We start from the raw sequence: 23712 nt of genomic DNA, 5'->3' as shown, positions 1-23712 counted from the left end.
TATCCAATCAGTGAGACAGCGATGACGATCGACGATCCGGCGGTGAAGGCCGAGGTGGAGGCCGCCTTCAGGGCCTACGAGGCCGCCCTGGTCGGCAACGACGTGCCGACCCTGGAGGCCCTGTTCCACGACGATCCGCGCACCATCCGCTACGGCGGCGGCGAAAACCTCTACGGCATGGCGGCGATCCGCGCCTTCCGCCGGGGGCGCTCGCCCGAGGGGCTGGCCCGCGACCTGCAGGAGACCGTCATCACCACCTACGGAGCGGATACGGGGATCGCGATGACGCTGTTCACGCGCACGAGCGCCCCGGGCCGGATCGGGCGCCAGAGCCAGACCTGGATCCGCTTCCCCGACGGCTGGAAGGTCGTCGCCGCCCATGTCAGCGTCATCGAGGCCAGCCCCGATCACGGTGCGTGAGCGTCAGGCGTCGCCCGGGATCTCACGCAGGAGTGAAGTCTCAAGTATCATCCGAAGTCGCGCGCATCATCGAGGTCTTGGCCGAAAGCCGGCGCAGGCGACCCCCACGCTTCTCGTAGGCGAAGATCGAGGCAAGCGCGCGCGCGTCCGGTCCCAGCGTCGCGGGCTCGCCGCCCGGCGGCTCGGCCAACGATTCCGCCGGGGTGTCCTCGGCCGAGCGGGCCGCGAACCGCAGGGCGGCCCGCCGAACCACGTCGCGATCCCGGCCGATCCGGGCGACCCCTTCGGCATCCGTGCGGATCGTCGCCGTGGCGCCGTCCGCGAAGCGGAGTTCGACGGACAGGCCGGATCGCCCGTCGCCCCCGAGCACGTCGAGGCCGGCTCCCAGGACGGAGGCCGCCAGACCGAGGGGCCGGGGCAGGGGACCGGTCGCCGCCAGGGCCTCGCGCAGACCGCGCGCGATGCCGACCCGGCACGTGGCCATGCTCACGACCGGATCAGGCGGCACGATCAGGTCCGTCAGATCCTCGACGCCCCGCGCGCTTCCGTCCGGCAGGTGAAAGAGGCCGAGTTCATAGGTCCCCGACCCTGCGCCGCAGGTTCCTGCAAGGATCACGATCTCGATCATGGGCTTGTTCCGCTCGCACGATTTCGGATGCGAAGATCTTCCAAGGGCCGCAAGATCTTCGATGGCGCCAAGATCCTCAACGAGCCGCAAAATCCTCGACGGGCGACGAGCGCGATCTTCAGTATTTGAGGCTGCTGTCTGTCGTCTCAGGGACATGTGTCGAAAACACGGCTGCCCCTCCGGGGGGAAGCACGTGGGCGAACGATCCCAGGTTGCGCACGTCGCGGTAAACCGGCCCACCCCTTGACAGGGCGGTGTTGAGAACTGCCTAGAACGGGCAAGTTCACGGATGTGAGAGGCTTGCACAATGCAGGTGATCGAGACGACCCTTCCGGCGGTCAAGCGCGTGGTGCCCCAGCGGTTCGGCGATGCGCGGGGCTGGTTCTCGGAGACGTACCGGGCGGATGTCTTGGCCCGTGGCGGGATCGCGGACGTCTTCATCCAGGACAACCAGTCTTTCTCCGCCCCCCAGGGCACCGTGCGCGGCCTGCACTTCCAGCGCCATCCCATGGCCCAGGCCAAGCTGATCCGGGTGCTCGCCGGCGCCATCCTGGATGTCGCGGTGGACCTCAGGCGTGACTCGCCCACCTACGGCCGGCACGTGGCGGTCCGCCTCGATGCCGAGAACGGCGAGCAACTCTACGTGCCCGTCGGCTTCGGGCACGGCTTCTGCACCCTCGTGCCCGATACCATGGTGGCCTACAAAGTGGCGGGCGGCGTCTACAGCCCCGAGCACGACGGTGCCGTGCTCTGGAACGATCCGGATCTCGGCATCGACTGGCCCGTCACGGACGCGGAGGCGCAGCTTTCCGCCAAGGACCGGGTCGCTCCGCGTCTGGCCGATCTTCCGCCGCTTTTCTGACGCCTCCTGCCCGGCACGCGGCCCCTGGGCACACTCCATCCGGGCAAGGTCCATCCGGGCCAGCCCCCGTCGCGGGCCCCGGCCCCGTTCCCTCCAGAGATCCCGATCCTCCCATGCGCATCTTGGTTACCGGCGGCTGCGGCTTCATCGGATCAGCCCTCGTCCTGCACCTCGTGCAGGACCTCGGACACGAGGTCGCGACGCTCGACGCGCTGACCTACGCGGCCAACCCCATCTCGCTTCAGCCGCTGGCGGAGGATCCCCGCCACCGGCTGGTCGAGGCCGACATCTGCGATCCGGCGGCCGTGCACGCTCTCTACGCCGACTTCCGGCCCGAGGCCGTGATGCATCTCGCCGCCGAGAGCCACGTCGACCGCTCGATCACCGATCCGGGTGCCTTCATCCGCACGAACGTGGTGGGCACCCAGGTCATGCTCGACGGCGCCCGCACCCATTGGGACGGGCTGACGGGGGAGGCCAAGGCGGCCTTCCGCTTCCTCCACGTCTCCACCGACGAGGTCTACGGCTCGCTGCCGCCGGATGCGTTCTTCACCGAGGAGAGCCGCTACGATCCGCGCTCGCCCTACTCGGCCTCCAAGGCCGCCTCCGACCACCTGGCCCGCGCCTGGCACGAGACCTACGGCCTGCCGGTCCTGGTGACGAACTGCTCGAACAATTACGGCCCGCGCCACTTCCCCGAGAAGCTGATCCCGCTGATGATCCTCAACGCGCTGGAGGGCCGGAACCTGCCGGTCTACGGCGACGGCCTGAACGAGCGCGACTGGATCCACGTGGAGGACCATGCCCGCGGCCTCGTGGCGGTGCTGGAGCGGGGACGGCTCGGCGAGACCTACCTCCTCGGCGGACGCTCGGTGCGCAACAACCTCGCCGTGGTCAAGGCGCTCTGCGCCGCCTTCGACCGCCTGCGCCCGGAGCAGGCCTCGCATGACCGCCTGATCACCTACGTCACCGACCGACCCGGCCACGATCGGCGCTACGCCATCGACCCATCGAAGGCGGAAGCCGAGCTCGGCTGGCATCCGACCAAGGACTTCGAGCAGGCGCTGGAGGAGACCGTGCGCTGGTACCTCGCCAACGAGGGCTGGTGGCGCCCCATCCGCGAAGGCCGCTACACCGGCGAGCGCCTCGGCCTGGGGCTCGCCCCGAAGGCGGGTTGAGCCCGATGCCGGAACTCAGGAATCCCGAGCCGCTCGACATCCTCATCCTCGGTGGCGCCGGCCAAGTCGGCACCGAGCTGCGGAACCCGGACCTCTGGGCGGCGGGCACGCGCCTGTCCGCCCCGGGCCGGGAGGCGCTCGACATCACCGACGGGGCCGCGATCGATGCGGCGCTCGCCGCGCGCCCCTACGCGGCCGTGGTCAATGCGGCGGCCTATACGGCCGTCGACAAGGCGGAAGCGGACATCGCCGCCGCCTGGGCCCTGAACGCGGTGGCGCCGGCGCTGCTCGCCGCCGCGACGGCGCGGGTCGGCATCCCCCTCGTCCACGTCTCCACCGATTACGTCTTCGACGGCCAAGGGCAGGGCGCCTGCACCCCCGACACGCCGGTGAACCCCCAGAGCGTCTACGGGGCGAGCAAGGCGGCCGGCGAGATGGCGGTGCGGGCGGCCAACCCGCGCCATGCCATCATCCGCACGGCCTGGGTGGTGAGCCCCCACCGGGGCAACTTCGTGAAGACGATGCTGCGGCTCGCCGGGGAGCGCGAACGCCTGAGCGTGGTCGATGACCAGCACGGCAACCCCACCAGCGCGGGGGACCTGGCCGCCGGCTTGGCGGTGATCGCGCAGAGACTGGCCCGCGACGCCGCCGCGCCCACGGGTACGCACCACTTCGTCAATGACGGTCCCACGACCTGGTGCGGGTTCGCCCGCGGCATCCTCGCGGCCTCCGCTCGGCGGGGCGCTCGCGCGGTACCGGTGGACGCGATCCCGACCTCCGCCTTCCCGACCCCGGCCCGGCGCCCGGCCAACTCCAGGCTCTCGACCCAGAGCCTGACGGACGCCTACGGCCTGACGCCCCGCCCCTGGGCGGAGGCGCTGGAAGACATCCTCGACCGGCTGGTGGGGCCGGTTCGGGCGCAAGACAGCAAGGAGACACGGGCATGAAGGGCATCGTCCTGGCGGGGGGCACGGGCACGCGCCTGCACCCGGCGACCCTGTCGATCAACAAGCAGCTGCTGCCGGTCTACGACAAGCCGATGATCTACTACCCGGTCTCGGTGCTGATGCTGGCCGGCATCCGCGAGATCCTGATCATCTCGAGCCCCGAGCACCTCGACAACTACAAGCGCCTGTTCGGCACCGGCGAGCAGTTCGGGCTGCACTTCACCTACGCGATCCAGCCCCGGCCGGAGGGACTGGCGCAGGCCTTCATCATCGGGCGCGACTTCATCGGGACGGACGACGTCGCCCTGGTGCTCGGCGACAACCTGTTCTTCGGCAACGGCATGAGCGAGCTGCTCGGCCGTGCCCGCGAGCGCAAGACCGGCGCCACGGTGTTCGCCTACCACGTCGACAACCCGGCGGCCTACGGCGTCGTCACCCTCGACAAGGACGGCCGCCCCTTGCGCCTCGTGGAGAAGCCGCCCGAGCCCGAGAGCCCCTGGGCGGTCACCGGCCTGTACTTCTACGACAACCAGGTGATCGACATCGCCGCCGCCGTGAAGCCCTCGGCGCGGGGGGAGCTCGAGATCACGAGCATCAACGAAGCCTACCTGGAGCGGGGCGAACTCCACGTGGAGCGGATGTCGCGGGGCTATGCCTGGCTCGACACGGGCACCCATGACAGCCTGCTGGAGGCTTCCGAGTTCGTGCGTACGCTGCAGCACCGACAGGGGCTGCAGGTGGCCTGCCTGGAGGAGATCGCCTACCTGCAGGGCTTCATCGGAAAGGATCAGCTCGTCGCCCGCGGCAAGCTGTTCGCCAAGACCGCCTACGGACAGAACCTGCTCAAACTCGCCCAGGAAGACCCGGACAGCTTCCTCAATCGGTAAGGGTCGGCCCGAGCGGCCGCGGGGTCTCCCCGACGCGCGGCCGTTCGGTTATAAAGACGCCCATGGACAACATCATCCGCCCGACCTTCGGCGCCCCGCGCCGCACGGCCCAGACCGATGACCAACGCGTCCAGGTCCTGACCCAGCGTGTCTACGGGGAGGCGAACGGCTGCCGCGTCTGCCTCGTGCACGACGCGGACGCCCCCGAGGGCGACGTCTACAAGGTGGTTGTGGGCTTCCTCAGCGACGACGAGGTCAGCACCGTGGCGATCCTCCCGGCAACGCCGGAGGGCGACACGGATTCCGAGATCGTGGCCCTCGCGATCCTGCGCACCCTCGGCATGATCGAGGCCCGCGGCGAGCCCCTCGACAGCGCCTGAACCCGTCGCGGAATACATGGCCGCCCGCACTTGCCTCAGCCCGGAAAGCCATGCTATCGCCCCTCCACCGGAACGGACCGGGCCCGAGGCGGTGAGCACAGCCCACCGAGATATCGGCAACAACCGGATCCATCCTCGAGCCACGCGAGGATTTTGGGGGATAGTTTAACGGTAGAACAGTGGACTCTGACTCCTCTAGTCCAGGTTCGAATCCTGGTCCCCCAGCCATCGTTTCAGCCCGTTAGGTCACTGACTTAGCGGGTTTTTTCATGCCCCGTGTCGAGGCAGACGACGCACCGGGGTGCGCTCGGCCGCCTTGTGCAATCCTGGACTGAGTTTGGAGAACGCCACTTCGAGCGGATTGAAGTGGCTGCGCAATCATTCGGTTCTGCCTTTCCGTCGATCAGGGTACCGAGGAACGCCGGGTCGGGATCGAGACTGCGATGCCGGCTCCGGCATCACCACTTCGACATCGCCACCAGCGAGATCCCAATCAATACGCTTGCCGGCGCGGCGAGCGGCGACACCTCCGTGGTCGCGCGTTCCTTGCTGGAGACAGCGCGTCGCCGCATATCCGCCTCAGCGCCCCATGCCGAGCCGCCATGTCCGGCTTGGAACTCTGATCAGGCCCCGATGCCCGAGCACACACTCACGGAAGCGAGCCTTCACACGTTCCTGCCGGCCTTCTACGCGAAGGTGCAGCGTGATCCCCTGATCGGGCCGGTCTTCGCCCGGGTCATTCCCGAGGGAGATTGGCCGCGCCACCTCGCGGTCATTCAGGATTTCTGGTCCTCGGTGCTGCTGAAATCCGGGCGCTACAAGGGCAATCCGTTCGGCAAGCATCGGGGGCTCGCTGAGCTGACCCCCTCCCATTTCGCCCGTTGGCTGAGCCTGTTCGAGCAAACGGCCGGGGAAATGTTTACCGCCGACGTGGCGATGCTTCTTACCGAGCGTGCCAACCGGATCGGCGACAGTTTGAAAGCGGGCCTGTTCTTCCGACCGGAAACCCGGCTTCACGACCGTTGAGTTCGGGCAAGTCGCGCGCCCGAGGCGCTCCGTCCCACGGCAGCCGCGCTGTTTCGCCATGGCCGCATTGCCGGACTGGGGGGATCGATCCCTCGGCGGAGCCGTTGGACCCGGGGATGACCCGCGCCGGCTGGATGGCTTCCGATGACTCTTCCTTCGACCGTCGTATGAGCGGCAGCCATCGCGAGAGCCCCCTGACACGGCCTCCAGGTTTCCCGCCGGAAGCGTTCGCCAAACGCGATCCGGGGCCGGACCCGCTGTTCTACCGCCAGCCGCGCTTCGTCACGCATATCGACGATGCGGCCATCGCGGCGGTCACGAACCTCTACCGGGACGTGGTTCCGGCCAGAGGCGTCGTCCTCGATCTGATGTCCAGTTGGGTCAGCCACCTCCCGAACGACGCGACCTACGCGCAGGTCATCGGCCATGGCTTGAACGCCGCGGAACTCACGGCCAACCCGCGCCTGACCCGGCATTTCGTTCAGGACCTGAACGCCATGCCACACCTGCCCCTGGACACGGCCAGCGCCGACGCGGCAGTGATGTGCGTCTCGATCCAGTACCTGCAGCGGCCCGTCGAGGTCCTGTCCGAGGTCGCGCGCGTGCTGCGCCCGGAGGCGCCGGTGGCGATCAGCTTCTCGAACCGCTGCTATCCCACCAAGGCTGTGGCGATCTGGGGCGCCTTGGATGGGGCCGGACGCGCGCGGCTGGTCGAACGCTACCTTCAGGACGCTGGCTTCGTGCGGACCGACATCCGTCCGCTGATCCCGGAGCAGGGATCCGGCGATCCGCTGACGGCCGTGATCGGCTGGACCGCGGCGGCCTGACCCCCGCACGTCGCGGTCGGGCACGCAGCTTGCCGGCCGCCGTGCCCGAGGGTCGATGCCCCGGCTGCTCTCGACCAGCCTCACCCCGCGCCGCGCGGGTCCGCCGGTTCGAGGCCCTGGGGTCCAGGGCGGATCTCGCCCCCTTCCCGGCAGCGCCCGGCGACGCATCGAACGCCAATCGTCTTGCCGGCACGACCTTCGACAGCCTGTGCGCGAAAGCGAACGCTTCGCTGCGCGCTTCTCGGGCAGCCGAAGGCGATGGTCTCTGCTAGGCAGGCGTCGCGCATCGACGGATGCGCGCCCGTCATTGCCGCACGAGGTCCCCGAAATGGCATCCGGTCGTCGCCTCTCGGAACGCTGGTTCACGCTCCTGCTCTGGCTGGTGGCCTTTCTCTTCGCCTGGTTCCTGATCGGGCTCGGCTCCCTCGTGGTCGGCGACCTGCCCCAGGTCGAGCACCGCTACACCCTCGAGCAGTTCCTCGACGCGGACCAGGCGCGCCCGGCTGCCGATGCCCTGCGGGAGACCCGGCGCGAGCAGGCCGACAGCCAGCGCCGGACGGAGCAGGACCAGCTTGCCCTTGCGGCCGCACGCTCCGCCTCGGAGGCCGCGCAGGAAACCTTCGCCAACTGGCTGAAGACCCGCGATGCCACCCGGCGGGTCGACCAGGATCCCGGCCTGATCGCCCGCACCCAGCAGCTCGATGCCCTCAAGGCTGCGGAACGCGCCATCGAGGAGCGCCTGGAGGAGCGGGCGAGCCGGCAGCTCGGCCTCTCCGAGCGCGAGGCGGCGCAGGAGCGGGTCGACGGCGACCTGCGTGCCTCCGCCCAGGCGAAACTCGACGCGGCCGAGCGGGAGCAGGAGCTGCGCGTCTTCGGCTATCGCCTCGCTCTCACGCTGCCGCTGCTGGCCCTGGCCGGGTGGCTGCTGCTGAAGCGGCAGCGCACGCGGAACTGGCCCTTCGTGTGGGGCTTCGCCTTCGCGGCGGTTTTCGCCTTCTTCGTCGAGCTCGTGCCCTACCTCCCGAGCTACGGCGGCTACGTTCAGTACGGCGTCGGGGTCATCGTGACCCTCGTGGCCGGGCGCGCGGCGATCAACGCGCTGCATGCCTACAATGAGCGCCAGAAGGCGGCCGAGGCGCGGCCGAACGAGGAGCGCCGGACGGAGATCGCCACCGACCAGGCCCTGCTCCGCCTCGCCAAGAAGGTCTGCCCCGGCTGCGAGCGGCCCGTGGATCTCGCCAACCCGGAGGCGAACTTCTGCCCGCATTGCGGGATCGGTATGTTCGAGCGCTGCCCGGCCTGCACCCACCGCAAGAGCACCTTCGAGCGCTTCTGCTACGCCTGCGGAACGCCCGCCGCACGACCCGCCTGACAAAGCGACCCGCCTGACAAAGCGACCCGCCTGAAAGCGGTTCGCCGTTAAGCGAATCCTAACCGCATGGGATCACCCTGAACGCAACCTCGGATAGGGACCATGCACGCAGCACTCCGCCGGCTCTGGATCACCGCGAAGGCGATACTCGCGGTGGGCCTTCTCGCGACCGGATCGCTCTATTCGGCCAATGTGGTGGACCGCAACGGCCTGAACCCGTTCTCCGCCGCCCTCGCCGAGCCCGCCGTCACCGGCTCGATCAAGCCGGGACGTGCGCGGTAGACGCGCGAAGCGACGGCTCCGCTCACCCTATCGCGGGGGTATCCGGCAGGACGCCGGTGTGTCGATGGCACAGGACGGCGGTGCCTCACGGTAGATCCGCACCAGCGGCGGATCTTCGCCATTCTCGATCGCGTCGAGACGCTCTTCCTCGGCGTGGGCCCAGCTTGCCGCGTCCGAGTGTTCCGCTTCGAGGAACAGGCCCGATCGACAGCCCCAGCCATGGGCCCGTGCGACCTGCGCCTGCTCGTAGCTGACGGAGAAGTAACCGAACGCGTGGAGTTCGCGGTCCCGGCAGAGAATATGCCCCTCAGGCGTGAGGATATCGCCCGGCTTGGCGTCATCCGGAATATTTGTGGTCATCATCGGCGTCCTCCTGCCTCCGGCTTCTCGTCGGCCTCGATGGCAGCCTGGATAAGATCATGCAGGAGGTCCGGTGCCAACTCCGGGTCATCCTGCGGGATCTCTGCCTCTCGGGACGCGGCCACCAGACGACGCGCGATGGCTGCGACGTGCCCTTCGGCGTCCCCCTGAAACGCCGGATCAGGACGAACGTTCTCGCTGATCCAGTCTCGCACGAAGTTCGATGGGTTTTCGGCCATGATGATCCCGGTGTTTCCTGCACTGACGGGCGAAGCGTGACGTTGTTCCACGGCCTGATACCAGCACCCGACCTTCGTACACCTTAATCACAACGCATGGGCATCCATCCGAAAGCCCTCGTCTCGCCGTCCCGCGGGGGATCGTCCGTCGCGTTCCTGGAACGCCGGAGCGCGGTTCCGGTTGTCGAGCAGCAACACCCAGCCCGCCGCCGCAGCGAAGGAGAACACGATGAGCCTCTTCGGATCGATCATGACGAAGATCTTCGGCGGGAGCGCGAGCGCGCAGGCTGCAGCCCCTGATGCCTCCGAAACCCCGAACGTGTCCGCCGCCACCCTGGGCTCGAGCGTTGCCGGCTCGTCATCCAGCAGCGCGGCCGCTCCCTCCATGGCCGGAGCAGCCTCCCCGGTCGCCGACAGCCCCTCCCTGGGGTCGCAGACCGTCGACGTGGGACAGGTTCTCAGGGACATGGCCGAGCGGAAGGGAGAGACCTCGAATTACAAGCAGTCCATCGTCGATCTCCTCAAGGTGCTGGACCTCGACAGCAGCCTGAGCGCCCGTAAGCAACTGGCCGACGAGTTGCAGTACACGGGCGACAAGGAAGACTCGGCGACGATGAATGTCTGGCTGCACAAGCAGGTGGTGCAGAAGCTCGCGGAGAACGGCGGCCGGATCCCGGCGGATTTCCACCACGCATGAGCACGCACCCGGATCATGCCTCGACGGGTGCATGAAACGCATTCGCACGGTGCTGCTTGCGCGATGGTTGCCGCGAGATATCGGCCTGCAAAGCTCGTGACGAGGGCCACCGGTCCGGGTCTTCGACACCTGGACCTTCGGGCCGAAGAGTGTCGATACTCGGGCGGGGGCTCCAAGACCCTCACGGAGGCGATCGAATGCTCAAGGCGGTACTGACCCTGGCGTGTGCCCTCTTGGGATCGACCATGGCGGCCGAGGCCGCTCCCGACCCCGTGACCCCCGACGTTCCCGCCACGTTCAAACCGGAGCAGCGGGAGGGCTACTTCTTCGTCGGCGGGCGTTACGCGACGATCGCCGGCAAGGACATCGCCGTCGGGCAGATGTTCGTTCAGTACCACGCCCCGCCCAAGGTGACCCAGCCCTGGCCCATCGTGATGGTCCACGGCACCGCACAGACCGGGGTCAACTTCCTCGGTACGCCCGACGGCCGGCCGGGCTGGGTGGACCGCTTCATCGAACGCGGCTTTGCCGTCTACGTCGTCGACCAGGTCGGGCGCGGCCGCTCGGGCGACAATCCGGACGCCTACGGTCCCTATTCGCGCCTGACGACGGGCGATCTGGAAAGCATCTTCACGGGGCAGGAGATGTTCAACCTGTTCCCGCAGGCCAAGCTGCACACCCAATGGCCGGGCGGTCCGGGGCTGAAGGGCAACCAGGCGTTCGATCAGTTCTACCTCTCGCAGGTGCCCTACATCGCCAACGCGCTGAAGAGCGAGGAGCTGGTCGATACGGCGCTGATCACGCTCCTCGAGAAGATCGGGCCCGCGGTCCTGCTGACCCACTCGCAGGCCGGCGTGTTCGGCTGGGCCGTGTCCGACCAACGACCCGAGTTGGTGAAAGCGCATGTGGCGGTCGAACCGAATGGCCCGACCTTCTTCGACATCCGCTTCAAGGGCGGGGACGCATGGTACGAGCGGGTCGGGGAGGCCCGGGCCCGCCCCTATGGCATCACCCGCGTGCCGCTCCGCTTCGAACCGCCCGTCACCGCGCCGGAGGATCTGACGGTGGTGCAGGCCGACAAACCGCTCAAGGCCGATCAGATCAGGTGCTGGCTGCAAGCCGAACCGGCGCGGCAGCTTCCGAACCTCGCGAAGGTCCCGGCAGTGATCGTGACGGGCGAAGCCTCGTTTCGCGCAACGATGGACGACTGCACGGCCGCCTTCCTCACGCAGGCCCTCGCCAAGCCGGACCGGCTCGCGCTTGCCGAGCACGGGATCAGGGGGAATGGCCACATGATGATGCTCGAGGCCAACAACCGGGACGTGGCGGACGCGATCATCGGCTGGGTCGAGGGCCGGACTCAGTGAGATGCCTCGGCCGATCCGGTGAGCGTTCGTCGGCTGATACGTGACGGAATCCCGATCCGAGGCCGCCGCCCGGGTGGATCGATCGCCCGCCACGCGGGCGGGACCGCTTGAGCCGAAGCTCGTTCCAGGCGGCGCTTTTCGCAGTATGCTGCCGTCTGGCGCCGCGCCCGGCGCTATTCTGCATGGACTCGGGCCCTGAGACCTGTTAGCTCGCCTCGAAAGCCCTTCGCCGGGCCAGACAACCCCCAGACAAGATCCCGACCGCACATCGGGTTCGATGATCGAGGCATCGAGAGTATCCCGCATGTATGCTGCCAAGTCGCTCGGAGGCGTCGAACAGTGGATCAAGCCGCCTGAGTCTGCGCTGAACCGCTACCTGCTTCGCCTGCGGCCGCGAGCGGCCAACGACAACCGTAGCAATCTGTCGGGAGCACGGCCCGGAGCACAGATTGCAGCGTGTTTGGCGCTCGTCGTCGTCCTGGGTGCGATCCTGTCTCTCGTTTGACGAGAACCTTGCCGGCCGCCTGAGACCTGGGGCGCACGACCCGCAAGGGTGCTCCGGGCATCGAGCCCGGAGACCGGCTCCCGCCCCGCTCATCATCCTCGTGTCGGGACTTCGCGGCTCCCGCGCGCCACCACGAATCCAGTGCCTGGACGACAAAGCCCCGGCCTGAACGCCGGGGCTTTGTCGTCTGGCGCGGCGCGGGCGCATCCCGTGATCGACCGGGAACTTCCGGAGGACAGGGCGGACGGCAGCGACGGACCCCGAAGGCCAGGTCCGCGCGGCGGATCGTCATGTGCGCGAGGACGGGGCGTAGAAGGGCTGGCGCGGGGTCTCGGGCAGGTAGCCGTCGTAGAAGGCCTTGACGTAGGGCGTGACGGCGAGCCCGAGTTCGCGCCGGGCGACCTCCTCGGGCGTGCGCGGCTTGCCGAGGGTTTCGGCGATCTCCGCCAGCACGGCATCGCGATCGACCTGGGTGAAGCGCCCATCCGCGTAGACGATCTGCCCATCGACGAACACCGCATCGACGGCTCCGGTCTTGGCGCGCTGCATCAGCGCGTCGAGGATCGGGATGTCGGTGTCCTGGTAGGGATAGGTCGCCCGGTCGTAGTCGATCAGCACGGCGTCGAAGAAGCAGCCCGGATCGAGCCGGCCGATGCTCTGGCCGAAGGCCGTGGTCTTGGCGCCGTGCTCGGTCGCCATCCGCAGCACCTGCGGGCAGGTGGGCACGGCGTCGTCCATGCCGGGGGTGCGGTGGGCCCGCAGGACGAGGCGCAGTTCCTGGAGCATGTCCCGGTCCTCGTTGAGGCCAGCCTCGTCGAGGCCCATCCCGACGGTCATGCCCTTCGCCTCGTAGAGGTTGAGGGGCGCCATGCCGGAGCGCAGGCGGAAGTTCGACGAGCAGTTGTGGCAGATGCAGGTGCCGGTGTCGGCGGCAATGTCGGCATCCTCCGCCGTCAGCCAGACGCCATGGCCGAGGGTCAGGTGCGGCCCGAGCACGCCGAGGTCGTGCAGGTGCCGCACCGCCGTCTTGCCGGTCCGGCGCCGGGCGTATTCCTTCTGGTAAGCGGTCTCAAGGAGGTGCATGTGCATGGGCACGCCGTGCTTGCGCGCGGCCGCATCAAGAGTTTGCAGGGCCTCGTCGCTGCACCAGTGCAGGTTGGCCGGGGCCAGCTGGATCCGCGTCAGGCGCTCGCCCTCGTTCTCCGCTTTCAGCGTCTCGAACAGGGTCATGAAATCGGCGAACGGCATCGACTGCGCCTTGAGATGCGCCATCAGTTGCCCGGCCACGGGCTGGGGCAGGCGCTCGCAAAAGGCCTCGTCCGCCTCGTAGACGAGGCGGTTCTGCTCGCGCACGGCGTAGCAGTAGGAGGCGCGCATCCCGATCTTGCGATAGGCGCCGAGCACCTGCGAGGCCGCGCCGTGGACCTGCTCGTAGCCACCCGCCATCCAGCCGTGGATGTGCTGCACGGTGGTGACGCCGGAGGCGAGCATCTCGAAGGCCGAGTAGAGGGTGTCGAGCTCGTGGTCGACGCGCTTGGCGGCGATCCGGGTGGCGAACCAGAGCTCCAGGGCGTGGTCGGGCGAACCGAGTTGCAGGGGGGTCAGCCCGACATGGTGGTGGCTGTTGACGAAGCCCGGCAGCATCACGTGGCGCGGGTAGCGATGCACGGCCGCGTCCGGTGCCTTGGCGCGCAAGGCGGCCGGGTCGCCGACCTCGACGATGACGCCGTCCCGCACCAGCACGGCGGCGTTGTCGTGGACGATCGGAGTCTGCCGGTCCTGGACGCCCGTGATGACGGTGCGGGCCTCGACGATGATCTCGGTCATGCTGAACCTTCGATTGGGGGATGGTGTATCGCGAGACGGCGCTCGGCGCGCCGAAGCTCAACGAGGCGGAGACGGCGCTCAGCGCGCCGAAGCTCAACGAGGCGGAGACGGCGCTCAGCGCGCCTCCTGCTCCGCGAAGGCGCGGTCGACCTCGTCGGCGAGGAGTTCGCCGAAGCGGTCGCGCAGGTCGTGGAAGCGGGGGTCGCGGGGGTTGCGCGGACGGGGCAGGTCCACCGGCACGACGGTCTTCACCCGCCCGGGCCGGGCGGTGAACACCACCACGCGGTCGGCCAGGGCGATCGCCTCGTCGATGGAATGCGTGACGAGGACGATGGACGCGCCGCTGTCGCGCCAGATCTGAAGCAGGAAATCCTGCATCTTCGCCCGGGTCTGAACGTCGAGGGCGGCGAAGGGCTCGTCCATCATCAGCACCTTCGGCCGCATGGCGAGCGCCCGGGCGCAGGCGGCGCGCTGGCGCATGCCGCCGGAGAGCTCGTCCGGCTTCTTGTCCATCATGTCCCCGAGCCCGACCCGCCGCAGCATCTCGGCGGCGATCTCCCGGCGCTTGAGCTTCTGCACGGCGCCGATGGAGAGGCCGAAGGCGACGTTGTCGAGGATCGTCAGCCACGGGAACAGCGAGGCGTCCTGGAAGATCAGGCCGCGCTCGGCCGACGGGCCCGTGATCGGTCGGCCATCGGCCTCCATGCTGCCGGCGCTCGCCGGCTCCAGCCCGGCGATCATGTAGAGCAGCGTCGACTTCCCGCAGCCGGAGGGCCCGAGGAAGACCACGAACTCGCCGGGCGCGATGTCGAGGTCGATGTCGCGTAGGGCCTGGACCGGGGCCCGGCCGGCGGGCGTCCAGGTCTTCCCGACACCGGACAGGCACACGGCCGGGCGGCCGGGCGAGGGGCGGGGAGGCGAGGGGTGGGGAGCCGGGGCGTTCATCGCGGGCGTCGTCATCGGCCGCCTCCCTGGGGCGCGATCCACCACAGCATGCGGGCCTGGACCTGGCGCAGGGCCCAGTCGAAGCTGAATCCGAGCAGGCCGATGATCGCCATGGTGAAGAAGCTGAGGCGGGCGTTGAAGGTCGAGCGGGCGAGCGAGACGATCTGCCCGAGGCCGCTGCCGACGCCCACCGCCTCGGCGATCAGCACCACCATCCAGGCGGCGAACAGGTTGAGCCGCAGGGTCATGAACAGTCCCGGCAGGATCGCGGGCAGCACCACGCGGAAGAAGGACTGGCGCGCATCCGCTCCCATGATGCGCGCGACGTTGAGGTAGGTGACCGGCACCGCCGCGATCTGCGCGCTCGTGGTCAGCGCGATGGCGAAGAACAGCGTGATGAACACGAGGAAGATCGCCGGCACGTCGCCGATGCCGAACACGAAGATCGCCACCGGCAGCCACGCCACGGGAGAGATCGGCGCCAGCAGGAGCACGGTGGGCAGGACGAGGTTGCGGAACAGCCGGACGTAGTGGAGGAGCGCCCCCACCAGAACGCCGCCGACGAAGCCGAGCACGAGCCCGACCGCGACCCGCATCGTGGTCCACCCGATGGTGGCCAGGAGCGGCATCACGCCCCCGCCGCTATCCCGGCTGCCGACCCGGTTGGCCCGGTCGAAATACATCAGGGTCCCGGGCAGGTCCGCCAGGAACAGGTGTGGGGGCGGCAGGAGCAGGGGGTTGAGGAACCCGAGGGCCCAGAGGGCCTCCCACAGGCCGGCGAACAGGCCGAGCGAAGCGACGCTCCAGCCGAGCGTCGCGAGCGCGGCGCGCAGGCGCGGGTACCGGGGCGGCGCGGGGGCGGGGGCCGGCATAACGACCGGGGCCGCGCGCGCGGGAACCGACGCCAGCGCGTCGATGGAAACGTCCGTTGCTGCCATGAGGCTGCCTTTCGGGAGATCGGGGGGTGAATCCGGCATCCGGTCGAGGAACCGAGGCGGCGATCAGGCCGATTTCAGCTTGAGTCCGTCGTAGAGCGGCCGATTCGCGGCGATCACCTGCTCCAGCAGGCTCCAGTCGAAGGCATCCCGGCCCGGGGCGGTCTTGACGTAGCCCATCTCCTTCATCGACTGGCCGCGGGCGATGATGAAGTCGGTCTGGTTGCGCTGGTCGGTGCAGACCGGCTGCTTGGCCGAGGCATCGACCGCCGCCGCCATCGTGGTCTTGTAGTAGCTGCCGACGGTGTCCTTCAGGGCCGCATCCCGGTCGGATTCGATCTGCGCCTGCGCGGTGAACAGGGCCTTGATCACCGCGCGCACGGCGGCGGGGTTCTTCTCGATGAACGGCGTCCGGGCCGCCAGGACGCAGTCGGAATAGCCGGCACCGTAGACGTCGGTCCCATCCGACAGGAGCGTGGCCCCTTTTCGCGATTGCAGGCACTGCGTCGCGTAGGGCTCGATATGGCAGATCGCATCGACGGCCCCGGCGATGAAGGCCTGTGCCAGTTCCGGGGACGTGTCGAGATAGCGGACATCGAGGTCCCGGAAGGTCAGGCCGGCCTTCTTCAGGTAATCGAACGGCAGCACCTCGAGGGTGTCGGCCTGGAAGGTCCCGAGGGTCTTGCCCTTCAGGTCGGCGGCGGACCGGATGCCCTCGCGCGCCACGATCATGCAGCCCTGGACGCCGCCGCCCGCGACGATCTTCACCGGGGCGCCGGCATCGTAGAGGGTCATGAAGTTCGAGTACGGGATCATCGACATGTCGACGAGGCCGGCCCCGAACATCGTGGTGATCTCGGCGTTCGAGGGCGTCACCACGAAATCCAGGGTGACCCCGTCCGCCTCGGTCAGCTTGCGCTCATGGGCGAGGAACATGCCGAGGTTGCAGAAGCCGGAGCCGTGGGTCGCCTTGACGGTGGTCATGGCGCCGGCCGCGGCGGCTGGCGCCATCAGGGCCGCCAGATGGCCCGGCAGCGCGATGGCCGCGCCCGCCGATCCCATGGTGCGGAGCAGGCCGCGACGCGAGAAGCGTTGGAAGAACAGGCCGTCACGTTCGCACATGATGCTCTCCGGTTCCGCAGAAGACGAAGGCGCCGTACCCCTCGGGACTGCCGGGCGCAGGACTGCATCGGGGAGGGTATGATGCAGTCGGAGCCGGCAGCACCGTCCGGGACGGGCCTCGTCGGATGGGCACGCCAACCCATGAGAGCCGATGGCTCTGCGCTGCTCCCATCTCCAAGCAAAGCGTGCGCCAAGCGAGGTTTTACGTACGGAAGGAAACGCTCCACGGTCCCTTCATCGCGGCAGTCCGACGATTCGAGGGGATGACCGTTGGCGAATACATCCGGCGTACTCGCTGCATAGGCCAGCAACCGTTTCGGCTCAGAGCGCTCCCGGGGCCTTCGCATCGCGCGCGAGCAGGGCGCTCTTCGGCATCAGCATGTGCACGCCCTTGTTGCCGTCCACCGTCTGCGTGATGCGCAGGTTCCCGGCCAGCGAGCACAGCATGTAGGCCTGGTTGCGCGTGAGGTTCGTGCGTGCGCAGACGTGGCGCACCATCTCGCGCACGGCCTGCCGCATGGCCTCGTCGAGGCTTTCGTGCAGGCCGATCGACATCAGGTCGGTGGGCGTCTCGGCGAAGGGCCAGGCATAGCCGAGATCCTTGCGCACGGTGAGCCGGAACGTGCCGGTCAGCCCGGTCTCCAGGGCGGTGATGCAGACCTCGCCGTCGCCCTGCACCCCGTGCCCGTCGCCCGCGTAGAAGCCCGCCCCCGGATTGTAGACCGGCAGGTAGAGGGTGGTTCCGACCTTGAGTTCCTTGTTGTCCATGTTGCCGCCGAAGCCGCGCGGGACCGGCGTTCCGACCCGGCCCCAGGCGGCGGGCGGGGCCGTGCCCATGATCCCGAAGAACGGATCGAGGGGCAGTTCCGTGCCCCAGGGCAGTACGGCGACGCCGCGGGCCACGTCGATGTCCGGGTGGACGGTCTCGTAGTCGGTGAACTCGTCCGGCAGGGTGCCGAGGAGCGGCAGAATCGCCACGAAGCCCCAGTCCATGCGGAACTTCAGGTCGAGGATGTCGACCTGGAGCACGTCGCCGGGTTCGGCGCCGCGCACGTGCACCGGCCCGGTGACGAAGTGCGGGCCGGCCCCCTGCGCCAGCGTATCGAGCGCGAGGCGATAATCCTCCGGCACCCGCGCGGGATCGGGGTGGAGCGATTCCCGTCCCCCCGCCGGGAACGAGTGCAGCGTGACGGTATCACCGGAGGCCACCTCCAGCACGGGCGGCAGGGCGGCGTCGAAGTAGCCCAGCACCATGGTGTCGGGGGTCGCGGGGATCTCGTGATGCTGGGCCATGCGGGCTCCTGGGTCCGGCGTGTCAGACGGTGATGTGACGCGAAACGGCGTCGTGGCTCAGGTCTTCGCGGGAGCCCTGCTCGACCACGCTGCCGCGCGAGAGCACCACGAAGGCGTCGGCGAGACGGATCGCGAAGTCGAGATATTGCTCCACGAGGACCACGGTGATCCGGCCCTTGAGCCCTTCGATCACCCCCTCGATCGCCGAGACGATGGACGGCTGGATGCCCTCCGTCGGCTCGTCGAGAAGCAGGATGCGCGGCCGGGTGGCGAGAGCCCGCGCGATGGCGAGCTGCTGCTGCTGGCCGCCCGAGAGGTTTCCGCCCGGCCGGTGCCAGAGGTCGCGCAAGGCCGGAAAGAGCGCTGCAGCCTCTTCGACGGCGCTGCCGCGCTCCAGCCCGTGGGCACGGGCGGCGACGCGCAGGTTCTCGGCGACGCTGAGATCGGCGAAGATCTCCCGTCCCTGAGGCACGATCGCGAGCCCCGCCCGCGCGCGTCGGTCCGGGGGCAAACGGGTGATATCGCCGCCGTCGAGCCGGATGGTGCCCCGGCTCACCGGAATCAGCCCGGTCAGGCAGCGCAGCAGGGTGGTCTTACCGGCGCCGTTCCGTCCGAGCACCGCGAGGCAGGTCCCCGGCGCGACGGAGACGCCGACGTTCCGCAGCACCTGGGCACTGCCGTAATGCTGGTCGAGGCCGGTGACCGCGAGGCCGACCGGCGGATGGAGCGTCGGGTCCGGGGCGTGGCTCATCGTCCGAGAAACACCTCGATCACGCGGGCATCGGCCCGGGCGGCGGCCATGCCGCCCTCGAACAGGGTCCGGCCTTCGTGCAGCACGGTGACCCGGTCGGCCACCGCCTCGACGAAGGCCATGTCGTGCTCGATCACCAGGATCGCCCGGTCGGGCCGACGCAGCGCGCCGATCAGTTCGGCGGTGCGGGCGGTCTCGGCATCGGACAGGCCCGCCACCGGCTCGTCGAGGAGGAGGACGCGGGGCGCGGAGGCCAGCACCATCCCGATCTCGAGCCACTGCTTCTCGCCATGCGCCAGCGCCCCGGCGAGGGTGTCGGCCCGCGCCTCCAGGCCGGTCTCGGACAGGGCGGAAGCGAGGCGGCCCGCCCGGTCCCGCGTGGGACAGTCGGGGCCGCAGCCGAGGCTCAGATTCTCGCGCACCGTCAGGGCCGGGAAGACGCTCGGCTTCTGGAACTTGCGGCGAACCCCGGCCCGCGCGATCTCGGCCTCGGATCGTTTCGTCAGGTCGAGGCTGTCGCCGAGCAGGATGCGCCCGGATTTCGGCCGGCTGATCCCCGTGATGGCGTCGAGGAGGGTCGTCTTGCCGGCGCCGTTCGGACCGATCACCGCGCGGACCTCGCCCGCGTCGACCGCGAGCGAGAGGGCGTCGAGAGCCCGGAAGGCGCCGAAAACCACGCTGAGGCTGTCGATGACGAGGGCGCTCACGGCTGCGCTCCTCCGCGCCGGAGCCATGTGGGCCTGAGCCGAAGGGCGGCGAGGTCGAGGAAGCCGTTGGGCAGGCCCAGCACCACCGCGAGAACGAGGCCCGAGAGGATGAACGGCCAGGCCTCCGGCATCGCGGCGCTCAACCAGAACTTGAGGGCGTTCACCGCCACGGCGCCGATCACCGCGCCCCCGAGCCGGCCCATGCCGCCGATGGCGACCCAGACCGCGATCTCGATGGAGAGATCGGGGCTGAGCACGCGCGGGTTGATGATCCCGACCTGCGGCACATACAGGATGCCGGCGAGCGCCGCGATGACGGCCGAGAGGCACCAGATCCCGAGCTTCAGGCGCGTGGTGCCGTAGCCGAGCGTGCGCAGGCGCGCTTCGTCGTCCCGGCAGGCGAGCATCCGGCGTCCGATCGGGCTCGCCACCAGGGCCCGCGCGCCGGCGAGCACGCCGGCCAGGGTCAGGAGGGTCGCGACCGCGAGCCCGGTCACCACGCCGGGCGTCCCCATCGGCCAGCCGAACAGCACGGAGAACCCCGTCATGCCGTTGTTGCCGCCGAGCCCGGTGTCGTTGCGAAACATCAGCAGCATGGCGACGTAGACCAGCGCCTGGCTGATGATCGAGAAGTAGACGCCGTTCACCCGCGAGCGGAACGAGGCGAAGCCGAACACGAAGGCGACGCCCGCCGCGAGCACCAGGGCGAGGCCCAGCGCGTAGGGCGCGCTGGTCAGCCCGGTCCAATAGGCGGGCAGGCTCTTCCAGCCCATGAACTGCATCAGGTCCGGGGCCACACCGGTGACCGCGTAGGCGTGGGCGAGCAGGTGCATGGCGCAGACGTAGCCGCCGATGGCGAAGAACAGCCCGTGCCCGAGGCTGAGGATGCCGAGATAGCCCCAGACGAGGTCGAGGGAGACGGCCAGGATCGCGAAGGCGGCGAGCTGCCCGACCATGTTGACGAGGTAGGGGGCGGGCTGGAGTACCAGGAGGATGACGGCAGCCGCCACGATCGTGGCGACGAGGCCCGCCAGCAGCGGGTCGCTCCCGAGGCTCGGGCCGGCCCGCCGGGCCGTCTTCCGCGGAAGCGCGTCCACGGCGCCGCTCATCGCCGACGCCTCACGGCGAACAAGCCTTCGGGCCGGCGCTGCAGGAACAGGATGATCCCCACGAGCACGATCACCTTGGCGGCGACGGCGCCGTAGAGCGGTTCGATCAGCACGTTGGCCCCGCCGATGCCGAGCGCCGCCACCAGGGTTCCGACCACGGTGCCGACGCCGCCAAGCACCACCACCATGAAGCTGTCGACGATGAAGTTGGCGCCCATGCCGGGGTTCACGCTGTAGATCGGACAGAGGGCGACGCCCGCGAGGCCGGCGAGCCCCGAGCCGAAGCCGAAGGCGAGGCGGTCGACCCGCCGGGTGCGGATGCCGAGGCAGGCGGCCATGTCGCGGTTCTGCGTGACCGCGCGGATATCGAGGCCCAGCGGGGTGCGCTTCAGGATCACGAGCGTCAGCACGAGGGTGACGGCCGCGAAGGCGATGGCGAAGAGGCGGTTCCAGGTGACCACGAAATCCGCATAGAGCGGCACGCCGCCACTGACGTAGGACGGCATCGCGAATTGCAGGTTCTGCGACCCGATCGCGACGCGGACCCCGTTGATGAGGAACAGGCTCACCGCCCAGGTCGCCAGCAGGCTCATCAGCGGGCGCCGGTAGAGATGGCGCAGGATCAGAGCCTCGATGGCGATGCCGACGAGCGCCGAGGCCAGGAACGCGACGGGGATGGCGACGAGGAGGTAGGCGTCGAGCCAGGCCGGTGCGATGCGTCGGATGGCCTCCTGCACCCCATAGGTGGCGTAGGCGCCGATCATGATGAACTCGCCCTGGGCGAGGTTGATGACGCCCATCAGCCCGAAGATGATCGCCAGACCGGCCGCCGCCATGAACAGGATGCTGGCGAAGCTCAGGCCGTTGTAGAGCACCGCGAGGGCGTTCCCGAGGGAAACCGAGCGCTCGACTCTGGCGAGCGCCGCATCGAGGACCGTGCGGAAGGCCGGATCGGCGCCGTAGGCCGGATCGGCCTTGAGCGCCGAGAGGCGCGAGAACGCCGCGCCCGAGGGGGCCTCGGCGACCGCCCGGATCGCCGCGAGACGGCGCGCCGGATCGGGCGAGGACAGCGCGGCGGATTCGACGACGGCCGCGAGGCTCGCCTTCAGGCCGGCATCGGCCTCGGCGGCGGCCGCGCGCCGGAGGACGGGCTCCGGCACCGAGGCGATGCGGCGCTCCACGGTGGCGAGGGCGCCCTTGCGCGCATCTGCGCTCGACCCGGTCAGCAGCGTTGCGACGCCCGACGCCGTCTCGATGAGGGCGCGCTGGCGCAGGCCGAGCACGGGCGAGCGCCCGCCCGTGGCCGGACGCGCCGTCCCGGTGGCCGCATCGAGGCCGTCGGCGGCGCCCGCGCGGTCGAGGATCACGACCGTCTCGCCGAGACAGGCGAGGCGCCGGTCTAGGAGCGCACGCAGGGTGGTGCCGGCCCAGGCGACGTCGCCCGCCTCCGCCTCCGCGGAGCGGCGCAGGAACGTCTCGACGGCGCTCGTCTGCGCCGCGCCGTCCCCGCACAGGGCGGCGGCGAAAGCGGCCCGATCAAGGCCCAGACCGGCCGCGAGGGCCGGCGGTACCATCAGGCTCGCGGCCCAGACCAGAAGGCCGGCGAGCCAGACCCGTCCCACGCCCTCAACCATACGGGCTGAACGGCACGGGCTTGGGGGCATCGGGCGATTGCCAGAGGATGTCGAAGCCCTGCTTCTCGTTGACGGAGCCGATGAACACGCCGCGGGCGACGTAGTTGTTCTCGCCCGTCATCGTCAGGGTGTAGCCGGACGGATCGGCGAAGCTGAGGCCGGCGAACGCCTTGCGCACCTCCGGCACGTCGAAGCTGCCGGCCTTGGCGGCGGCCAGCGCCCAGAGCTGGACGCTGTCGTAGGCCGAGACCATCGGGTCGATGACCGTGTCGGCGCTGAAGGGCACGCCCTTGGCCTTCACGTAGGCCGCCCACTCCGACAGGAACCGGGTGTTGGCCTCGGCCTTGGCGGCCTGGAGATAGGCCCAGCAGTTCAGGTGGCCGACCAGCGGCGCGGTGTCGAGGCCTTCGAGATCGGCCTCCACCATGTCGAGGCCGAGGATCGGCACGTCGGTGGCGCGGATGCCCTGGTTCGCGAACTCACGCAGGAAATCCGGAATCGAGGATCCGACCACGGTGAGCACCACGATGGGCTGCCCGCCGGGCTGCGCGGCGAAGCTGCGGATCTGGTTCACCAGGGTCTGGAAGTTGGAGAAGCCGAGGGGCACGTATTCCTCGCGCCAGGCCGTCTCGGCGATGCCCTTGGATGCCCAATAGGCCTTGAGCTGCTTGTTGATGGTCCGCGGCCAGACGTAGTCCGAGCCGATCATGAAGAAGCGCTTTGCGCCGACGCCTTCGGCACCCATCAGGTAATCGACCGCCGGCAGCACCGAGCTCGCCGGGGGCGAGTTCACGTAGACGATGTTCTTTGAGTTCTCGTCGCCCTCGAAGTGCAGCGGATAGAACAGCAGCCCGTCATTCTGTTCGACCACCGGCAGCACGGATTTTCGCGAGACGGAGGTCCAGCAGCCGAACAGGGCCGCGACCTTCTCCTGCTGCAGCATCTGCCGGCCGATCTGCGCGTAGAGCGGCCAGTCCGAGGCCGGGTCCGAGGTCACGACCTCGATGCGCCGGCCGTTGACGCCGCCCTTCGTGTTGATCCCGTCCGCGGCCATGCGCACCACGTGGTTCAGGCGGCCCTCGAGATTGGCCATCGTCCCCGAGGAAGAGAACAGGCAACCGAGTTTGATCGTGTCGGCGGCCCAGGCCGGCCGAATGATGGCCGGGGCCGACAGGGTTGCCGCCGTTCCCAGGAAGCTGCGTCTCGTGAATTCGACCATCGCTGTTGCCTCGTCCCGTGACCGGCGGATTGTCCGAGTTGAGGGCATGAAGAGGAAGGCCAAATAGGCTGCAGCGCGGCCGCGCCTTGCGTAAAACCACGGCGTTCCGCCCACCGCGCGTGCGCTCCTGCGGGTCGAACGTCAAAATTTTCATCATCCGCCGGATGGCACGTCTTGGCGCGTCACGCGCGCG

Annotated in this window: 27 protein-coding genes and 1 tRNA gene; 14 read left to right on the top strand and 14 right to left on the bottom strand. The window is 69.3% G+C overall.

The features are described from left to right. Nucleotides 1–21: 21 nt before the first annotated feature. Nucleotides 22–420: an oxalurate catabolism protein HpxZ gene (gene hpxZ / locus OF380_RS23740; RefSeq protein ID WP_264048104.1), complete on the top strand. Its 399-nt coding sequence runs from the start codon at nucleotides 22–24 to the stop codon at nucleotides 418–420. Nucleotides 421–460: 40 nt separating this feature from the next. Here the strand turns inward: hpxZ and OF380_RS23735 are convergent, their stop codons facing one another. Continuing rightward, a complete protein-coding gene (locus OF380_RS23735; protein WP_264048103.1) occupies nucleotides 461–1048 on the bottom strand; it encodes a hypothetical protein in 588 nt (195 codons plus the stop codon). Nucleotides 1049–1355: 307 nt separating this feature from the next. Here OF380_RS23735 and rfbC point away from each other — a divergent pair, with 307 nt between their 5' ends. The 10 genes from rfbC to OF380_RS23685 all read left to right on the top strand — a co-directional run bounded on the left by rfbC (nucleotide 1356) and on the right by OF380_RS23685 (nucleotide 8809). Continuing rightward, a complete protein-coding gene (rfbC, locus tag OF380_RS23730) occupies nucleotides 1356–1910 on the top strand; it encodes a dTDP-4-dehydrorhamnose 3,5-epimerase (RefSeq protein WP_264048102.1) in 555 nt (184 codons plus the stop codon). Nucleotides 1911–2023: 113 nt separating this feature from the next. Then, nucleotides 2024–3088, top strand: a complete 1065-nt coding sequence (gene rfbB / locus OF380_RS23725) for a dTDP-glucose 4,6-dehydratase (protein ID WP_264048101.1) — start codon at nucleotides 2024–2026, stop codon at nucleotides 3086–3088. A 5-nt stretch (nucleotides 3089–3093) separates the two neighbouring features. Then, nucleotides 3094–4035 carry a dTDP-4-dehydrorhamnose reductase gene (gene rfbD / locus OF380_RS23720; protein ID WP_264048100.1) on the top strand — a complete coding sequence of 314 codons (942 nt, stop codon included), beginning with the start codon at nucleotides 3094–3096 and terminating at the stop codon, nucleotides 4033–4035. After that, nucleotides 4032–4922: a glucose-1-phosphate thymidylyltransferase RfbA gene (rfbA, locus tag OF380_RS23715; RefSeq protein ID WP_264048098.1), complete on the top strand. Its 891-nt coding sequence runs from the start codon at nucleotides 4032–4034 to the stop codon at nucleotides 4920–4922. Before rfbD ends, rfbA begins: the two co-directional genes overlap by 4 nt. Nucleotides 4923–4984: 62 nt before the next feature. Next, nucleotides 4985–5302, top strand: a complete 318-nt coding sequence (locus OF380_RS23710) for a hypothetical protein (RefSeq protein ID WP_264048096.1) — start codon at nucleotides 4985–4987, stop codon at nucleotides 5300–5302. A gap of 154 nt (nucleotides 5303–5456) precedes the next feature. After that, nucleotides 5457–5530: transfer RNA gene (locus tag OF380_RS23705), tRNA-Gln, on the top strand. Between the two features lie 405 nt (nucleotides 5531–5935). Then, entirely contained in the window at nucleotides 5936–6328 is a 393-nt protein-coding gene (locus tag OF380_RS23700; RefSeq protein WP_264048095.1) for a group III truncated hemoglobin, read from the top strand. A gap of 167 nt (nucleotides 6329–6495) precedes the next feature. Further along, nucleotides 6496–7155: a class I SAM-dependent methyltransferase gene (locus OF380_RS23695; RefSeq protein ID WP_264048093.1), complete on the top strand. Its 660-nt coding sequence runs from the start codon at nucleotides 6496–6498 to the stop codon at nucleotides 7153–7155. A gap of 328 nt (nucleotides 7156–7483) precedes the next feature. Then, on the top strand, nucleotides 7484–8527 hold the full coding sequence (locus tag OF380_RS23690) for a zinc ribbon domain-containing protein (RefSeq protein ID WP_264048092.1): 1044 nt from the start codon (nucleotides 7484–7486) through the stop codon (nucleotides 8525–8527). 102 nt (nucleotides 8528–8629) lie between these two features. Beyond that, nucleotides 8630–8809 carry a hypothetical protein gene (locus OF380_RS23685; RefSeq protein ID WP_264048091.1) on the top strand — a complete coding sequence of 60 codons (180 nt, stop codon included), beginning with the start codon at nucleotides 8630–8632 and terminating at the stop codon, nucleotides 8807–8809. A 27-nt stretch (nucleotides 8810–8836) separates the two neighbouring features. Here the strand turns inward: OF380_RS23685 and OF380_RS23680 are convergent, their stop codons facing one another. Genes OF380_RS23680 through OF380_RS23670 form a run of 3 tightly spaced genes read right to left on the bottom strand, consistent with a single transcriptional unit; the run spans nucleotide 8837 to nucleotide 9660 of the window. After that, a complete protein-coding gene (locus OF380_RS23680) occupies nucleotides 8837–9172 on the bottom strand; it encodes a hypothetical protein (RefSeq protein ID WP_264048090.1) in 336 nt (111 codons plus the stop codon). Then, nucleotides 9169–9459 carry a hypothetical protein gene (locus tag OF380_RS23675; protein WP_264048089.1) on the bottom strand — a complete coding sequence of 97 codons (291 nt, stop codon included), beginning with the start codon at nucleotides 9457–9459 and terminating at the stop codon, nucleotides 9169–9171. Before OF380_RS23675 ends, OF380_RS23680 begins: the two co-directional genes overlap by 4 nt. A 36-nt stretch (nucleotides 9460–9495) precedes the next feature. Further along, nucleotides 9496–9660: a hypothetical protein gene (locus tag OF380_RS23670; RefSeq protein ID WP_264048088.1), complete on the bottom strand. Its 165-nt coding sequence runs from the start codon at nucleotides 9658–9660 to the stop codon at nucleotides 9496–9498. Here OF380_RS23670 and OF380_RS23665 point away from each other — a divergent pair. From OF380_RS23665 to OF380_RS23655, 3 genes are all read left to right on the top strand, one after another. Next, nucleotides 9638–10105 carry a DUF3597 domain-containing protein gene (locus OF380_RS23665; protein ID WP_264048087.1) on the top strand — a complete coding sequence of 156 codons (468 nt, stop codon included), beginning with the start codon at nucleotides 9638–9640 and terminating at the stop codon, nucleotides 10103–10105. The two genes, OF380_RS23670 and OF380_RS23665, sit on opposite strands and share 23 nt — an antisense overlap. Nucleotides 10106–10302: 197 nt before the next feature. Then, nucleotides 10303–11472: an alpha/beta hydrolase gene (locus tag OF380_RS23660; protein WP_264048086.1), complete on the top strand. Its 1170-nt coding sequence runs from the start codon at nucleotides 10303–10305 to the stop codon at nucleotides 11470–11472. 304 nt (nucleotides 11473–11776) lie between these two features. Continuing rightward, the gene (locus OF380_RS23655; protein ID WP_264048085.1) at nucleotides 11777–11977 is read left to right on the top strand and encodes a hypothetical protein; all 201 of its coding nucleotides are present in this window, start codon (nucleotides 11777–11779) and stop codon (nucleotides 11975–11977) included. 288 nt (nucleotides 11978–12265) lie between these two features. Here the strand turns inward: OF380_RS23655 and OF380_RS23650 are convergent, their stop codons facing one another. From OF380_RS23650 to OF380_RS23605, 10 genes are all read right to left on the bottom strand, one after another. Then, nucleotides 12266–13804, bottom strand: a complete 1539-nt coding sequence (locus OF380_RS23650) for an amidohydrolase family protein (protein WP_264048084.1) — start codon at nucleotides 13802–13804, stop codon at nucleotides 12266–12268. Between the two features lie 114 nt (nucleotides 13805–13918). Then, nucleotides 13919–14749, bottom strand: coding sequence for an ABC transporter ATP-binding protein (locus OF380_RS23645; RefSeq protein ID WP_264051466.1), 831 nt, complete (start codon nucleotides 14747–14749; stop codon nucleotides 13919–13921). A gap of 11 nt (nucleotides 14750–14760) precedes the next feature. Beyond that, nucleotides 14761–15687 carry an ABC transporter permease gene (locus tag OF380_RS23640; RefSeq protein WP_404810503.1) on the bottom strand — a complete coding sequence of 309 codons (927 nt, stop codon included), beginning with the start codon at nucleotides 15685–15687 and terminating at the stop codon, nucleotides 14761–14763. Between the two features lie 63 nt (nucleotides 15688–15750). After that, complete coding sequence (locus OF380_RS23635) at nucleotides 15751–16806, bottom strand: ABC transporter substrate-binding protein (protein ID WP_264048083.1); 1056 nt, start codon at nucleotides 16804–16806, stop codon at nucleotides 15751–15753. A 321-nt stretch (nucleotides 16807–17127) separates the two neighbouring features. Continuing rightward, complete coding sequence (locus tag OF380_RS23630) at nucleotides 17128–18099, bottom strand: acetamidase/formamidase family protein (RefSeq protein ID WP_264048082.1); 972 nt, start codon at nucleotides 18097–18099, stop codon at nucleotides 17128–17130. A 22-nt stretch (nucleotides 18100–18121) separates the two neighbouring features. After that, nucleotides 18122–18850, bottom strand: a complete 729-nt coding sequence (gene urtE / locus OF380_RS23625; protein WP_264048081.1) for an urea ABC transporter ATP-binding subunit UrtE — start codon at nucleotides 18848–18850, stop codon at nucleotides 18122–18124. Beyond that, nucleotides 18847–19557 (bottom strand): ABC transporter ATP-binding protein, encoded by a 711-nt coding sequence (locus tag OF380_RS23620; RefSeq protein WP_264048080.1) that lies wholly within the window; start codon nucleotides 19555–19557, stop codon nucleotides 18847–18849. The genes urtE and OF380_RS23620 overlap by 4 nt, the downstream gene beginning before the upstream one ends. Next, entirely contained in the window at nucleotides 19554–20666 is a 1113-nt protein-coding gene (urtC, locus tag OF380_RS23615) for an urea ABC transporter permease subunit UrtC (protein WP_264048079.1), read from the bottom strand. Before urtC ends, OF380_RS23620 begins: the two co-directional genes overlap by 4 nt. Next, nucleotides 20663–22300: an urea ABC transporter permease subunit UrtB gene (gene urtB, locus OF380_RS23610; RefSeq protein ID WP_264048078.1), complete on the bottom strand. Its 1638-nt coding sequence runs from the start codon at nucleotides 22298–22300 to the stop codon at nucleotides 20663–20665. The genes urtC and urtB overlap by 4 nt, the downstream gene beginning before the upstream one ends. Beyond that, a complete protein-coding gene (locus OF380_RS23605; protein ID WP_264048077.1) occupies nucleotides 22293–23519 on the bottom strand; it encodes a transporter substrate-binding protein in 1227 nt (408 codons plus the stop codon). The genes urtB and OF380_RS23605 overlap by 8 nt, the downstream gene beginning before the upstream one ends. Nucleotides 23520–23712: the final 193 nt, after the last annotated feature.

Source organism: Methylobacterium sp. FF17, assembly GCF_025813715.1.
GTDB classification, from domain to species: domain Bacteria; phylum Pseudomonadota; class Alphaproteobacteria; order Rhizobiales; family Beijerinckiaceae; genus Methylobacterium; species Methylobacterium flocculans.
Note: the sequence above shows the minus strand (reverse complement) of the source record. Positions and strands in the feature narration are given on the sequence as shown.

What these genes read in the sequence shown, in the direction of transcription:
- OF380_RS23630 (WP_264048082.1), bottom strand. Translation starts at nt 18,099, where the DNA reads ATGGCCCAGCATCACGAGATCCCCGCGACCCCCGACACCATGGTGCTG.
- OF380_RS23665 (WP_264048087.1), top strand. Translation starts at nt 9,638, where the DNA reads ATGAGCCTCTTCGGATCGATCATGACGAAGATCTTCGGCGGGAGCGCG.
- OF380_RS23680 (WP_264048090.1), bottom strand. Translation starts at nt 9,172, where the DNA reads ATGATGACCACAAATATTCCGGATGACGCCAAGCCGGGCGATATCCTC.
- OF380_RS23670 (WP_264048088.1), bottom strand. Translation starts at nt 9,660, where the DNA reads ATGATCGATCCGAAGAGGCTCATCGTGTTCTCCTTCGCTGCGGCGGCG.
- OF380_RS23695 (WP_264048093.1), top strand. Translation starts at nt 6,496, where the DNA reads ATGAGCGGCAGCCATCGCGAGAGCCCCCTGACACGGCCTCCAGGTTTC.
- OF380_RS23710 (WP_264048096.1), top strand. Translation starts at nt 4,985, where the DNA reads ATGGACAACATCATCCGCCCGACCTTCGGCGCCCCGCGCCGCACGGCC.
- urtE (WP_264048081.1), bottom strand. Translation starts at nt 18,850, where the DNA reads ATGAGCCACGCCCCGGACCCGACGCTCCATCCGCCGGTCGGCCTCGCG.
- hpxZ (WP_264048104.1), top strand. Translation starts at nt 22, where the DNA reads ATGACGATCGACGATCCGGCGGTGAAGGCCGAGGTGGAGGCCGCCTTC.
- rfbA (WP_264048098.1), top strand. Translation starts at nt 4,032, where the DNA reads ATGAAGGGCATCGTCCTGGCGGGGGGCACGGGCACGCGCCTGCACCCG.
- urtC (WP_264048079.1), bottom strand. Translation starts at nt 20,666, where the DNA reads ATGAGCGGCGCCGTGGACGCGCTTCCGCGGAAGACGGCCCGGCGGGCC.
- OF380_RS23605 (WP_264048077.1), bottom strand. Translation starts at nt 23,519, where the DNA reads ATGGTCGAATTCACGAGACGCAGCTTCCTGGGAACGGCGGCAACCCTG.
- OF380_RS23650 (WP_264048084.1), bottom strand. Translation starts at nt 13,804, where the DNA reads ATGACCGAGATCATCGTCGAGGCCCGCACCGTCATCACGGGCGTCCAG.
- rfbD (WP_264048100.1), top strand. Translation starts at nt 3,094, where the DNA reads ATGCCGGAACTCAGGAATCCCGAGCCGCTCGACATCCTCATCCTCGGT.
- rfbB (WP_264048101.1), top strand. Translation starts at nt 2,024, where the DNA reads ATGCGCATCTTGGTTACCGGCGGCTGCGGCTTCATCGGATCAGCCCTC.
- OF380_RS23655 (WP_264048085.1), top strand. Translation starts at nt 11,777, where the DNA reads ATGTATGCTGCCAAGTCGCTCGGAGGCGTCGAACAGTGGATCAAGCCG.
- OF380_RS23685 (WP_264048091.1), top strand. Translation starts at nt 8,630, where the DNA reads ATGCACGCAGCACTCCGCCGGCTCTGGATCACCGCGAAGGCGATACTC.
- OF380_RS23645 (WP_264051466.1), bottom strand. Translation starts at nt 14,749, where the DNA reads ATGAACGCCCCGGCTCCCCACCCCTCGCCTCCCCGCCCCTCGCCCGGC.
- rfbC (WP_264048102.1), top strand. Translation starts at nt 1,356, where the DNA reads ATGCAGGTGATCGAGACGACCCTTCCGGCGGTCAAGCGCGTGGTGCCC.
- OF380_RS23700 (WP_264048095.1), top strand. Translation starts at nt 5,936, where the DNA reads ATGCCCGAGCACACACTCACGGAAGCGAGCCTTCACACGTTCCTGCCG.
- urtB (WP_264048078.1), bottom strand. Translation starts at nt 22,300, where the DNA reads ATGGTTGAGGGCGTGGGACGGGTCTGGCTCGCCGGCCTTCTGGTCTGG.
- OF380_RS23690 (WP_264048092.1), top strand. Translation starts at nt 7,484, where the DNA reads ATGGCATCCGGTCGTCGCCTCTCGGAACGCTGGTTCACGCTCCTGCTC.
- OF380_RS23735 (WP_264048103.1), bottom strand. Translation starts at nt 1,048, where the DNA reads ATGATCGAGATCGTGATCCTTGCAGGAACCTGCGGCGCAGGGTCGGGG.
- OF380_RS23660 (WP_264048086.1), top strand. Translation starts at nt 10,303, where the DNA reads ATGCTCAAGGCGGTACTGACCCTGGCGTGTGCCCTCTTGGGATCGACC.
- OF380_RS23640 (WP_404810503.1), bottom strand. Translation starts at nt 15,687, where the DNA reads ATGGCAGCAACGGACGTTTCCATCGACGCGCTGGCGTCGGTTCCCGCG.
- OF380_RS23635 (WP_264048083.1), bottom strand. Translation starts at nt 16,806, where the DNA reads ATGTGCGAACGTGACGGCCTGTTCTTCCAACGCTTCTCGCGTCGCGGC.